The following is a 2,116-nucleotide window of genomic DNA, read 5'->3' on the forward strand; positions in this document are numbered from 1 at the left end:
TCCAAAAGATTTAAGAAACTGGATCAGTAAGCATCGAAGACGTATAGAAACTACATTCTCGCAGCTAGCAGAACAATTCCATATCAATGAGGTATTAGCCAATTCAATAAGTGGCTTAAAACCAAGGATTCAAAGTAAAATTTGAGGGTATAACATCGCATATTTCATGAACAAATGCCTTGGTAATAAAGAAACTGGACAGATTAAGCATTTAATATTTGGATAAATAGACCTTAGTATAATTATTTTAGGGATTATACAACCTGATATATTACCATATTTATCCTATTTATAAGTTGAGATAATCTAGCACATGTCGTTAATATAAATGATTGCTTATCTGGAGGAAAATGAATATAGAGATAGAAGTACAAATAAAAGATATACGATAAGCAAATTAAATAGATGAGGTGAAGATAAAATGAAAGTAAGAACATTCGTAAGTAAATTAATGATTTGTTCTGTACTTGTTGGAAGCTGCACAGGTGTAATGGGGCAAGAGATTACATTAAAACAAACAACAAAGACAGGAGCTACATCAAATATACAAATCAAAGATATGACTTTTGAAAGCAATGGGGTAAGTTACTTAGCTATTAAAGATGTTATGGCACAAATAGGTACAGTGTATAAATGGGAAGCTGCAAAGAAAGGGTCACAAAATAAAGGAATTCTTACGATAGAAGCACCTAATTACTTTAATGAATTTTATTACAATGTATTATCAAATATATGTGATACTTATGATGAAGAAATGGAAAGTGGATTAACACCTTTACCAAAAAGTTTAAAAGGTCTTACTTCAATAAACTTAGAGACATTTAACAATTATCACACTAAATATATACAGAAGAAACCAATTGAAGTAACAATTAATAGCCAAGGTTATCAATTTGGATGTATAATGTATGATTATCATATTATCAATAATACATTAATGCTACCCGAGGGCTTTATGATACAGTATTTAGATGTAAATCCACAAACTAAAAAAGCTTTACCACAAAATGAAGCAGCCAAAATACTTAAACAAAAAACTGTACAATTAGAGCAAAAATTAAAACTGGAAAATCCAGAAGAAGTATTAGCATTATGGAATAGAGCACAACAAACTAGAAATGGGGCTTTACAATATAACCTACTTTCTAAAGAAGCAAAAGAAAGAGTTTTACCAGAAGTTAAAACAAGAGGCTGGGTAACTGGTGGCTCAAGTCCTTCATTAAAAGGAGGTAAGATAACAGTTCAAAAAGCAGAAGACTTACTTAATGGTGAAATGCGTTATACTGTAACTTATGAAAGCATGCTTCAAGGAAAGGTTTATGAAACACTTGAACAAGTGATTACAATAAAATCTTATAAAGAAGAAAACAAAACATATTATGCTATTACAAATGTGACAGGAGCGGTAGATTATTATACTTATGAAAGTATTTCTGAGGGGAAAGTAGAGGCAAAATAAATATATTAGGTTGATAGCCTTAAAATAAATAGCCAAAAACAAATAGTAAAAAATAAATTGTGAAAAAGAGTATAGGAAGTAAGCTAGGATAATGCCAATAAGTTAGAATGTTAGATCTAATTTATTGGCATTAGTCTAAATGAACTACTTCTTATACTCTTTTTTATAAATAAGCGTTATACGACTAAAGTTGTTTAGTAGCGATAGGTAAAGTAGGAGTTTAATGAATAGTTGCTATAAAAATAAACTAAATAAGTATATTTGGGAAGCTTCTATTGAAGAAGTGAAAAGAGGTTTTATAGAAGAAGATGAAGCCTATAAATGCATTATTTGTGAAGAAGAGTTTGAAAAAGGGCAGGTCTAACCTATAGATAATAAATTTTTGGATGCCAAGAAAGCAGTAGAGTTACAGGTGACACTATCTACTATTCGTGTAAACGGTAAATCATAAGTACTGGATATTAAAAATGCCACCCGTCTTCGATGGCACATTTGTTATTGTTCTGTTTTTAGACATTCTTTTGGTAGTGTTTTTGACCATGGCAATAATTCATCTATAAAATCTAAATTTGTGTCATCTTGATGTTTTGACAGCTCAATCAGTAAGTGTTCAAAGTAGTGGTATGGTTTCAACTGATTCGCTTTAGCTGTTTCCGT

3 protein-coding genes and 1 pseudogene are annotated in these 2,116 nt (G+C 30.4%); 3 read left to right on the forward strand and 1 reads right to left on the reverse strand.

Annotation, left to right across the window (positions count from 1 at the left end; genetic code table 11):
- The 3 genes and pseudogenes from JCM14822_RS25455 to JCM14822_RS20850 all read left to right on the forward strand — a co-directional run.
- A pseudogene (locus JCM14822_RS25455) lies at nucleotides 1–226 on the forward strand (IS982 family transposase); the annotation flags it as partial.
- 195 nt (nucleotides 227–421) lie between these two features.
- Nucleotides 422–1,459, forward strand: a complete 1,038-nt coding sequence (locus JCM14822_RS18435) for a hypothetical protein (RefSeq protein WP_054744091.1) — start codon at nucleotides 422–424, stop codon at nucleotides 1,457–1,459.
- Nucleotides 1,460–1,682: 223 nt separating this feature from the next.
- Nucleotides 1,683–1,823: a hypothetical protein gene (locus JCM14822_RS20850; protein WP_157047910.1), complete on the forward strand. Its 141-nt coding sequence runs from the start codon at nucleotides 1,683–1,685 to the stop codon at nucleotides 1,821–1,823.
- A gap of 131 nt (nucleotides 1,824–1,954) precedes the next feature.
- On the opposite strand, the gene JCM14822_RS18440 is transcribed toward JCM14822_RS20850, so the two are convergent.
- A partial coding sequence (locus tag JCM14822_RS18440) for a transposase domain-containing protein (RefSeq protein WP_157047911.1) occupies nucleotides 1,955–2,116 on the reverse strand: 162 nt, incomplete at its 5' end.

It is taken from the genome of Cellulosilyticum ruminicola JCM 14822 (assembly GCF_001311925.1).
Lineage (GTDB): Bacteria > Bacillota > Clostridia > Lachnospirales > Cellulosilyticaceae > Cellulosilyticum > Cellulosilyticum ruminicola.

What these genes read in the sequence shown, in the direction of transcription:
- JCM14822_RS20850 (WP_157047910.1), top strand. Translation starts at nt 1,683, where the DNA reads ATGAATAGTTGCTATAAAAATAAACTAAATAAGTATATTTGGGAAGCT.
- JCM14822_RS18435 (WP_054744091.1), top strand. Translation starts at nt 422, where the DNA reads ATGAAAGTAAGAACATTCGTAAGTAAATTAATGATTTGTTCTGTACTT.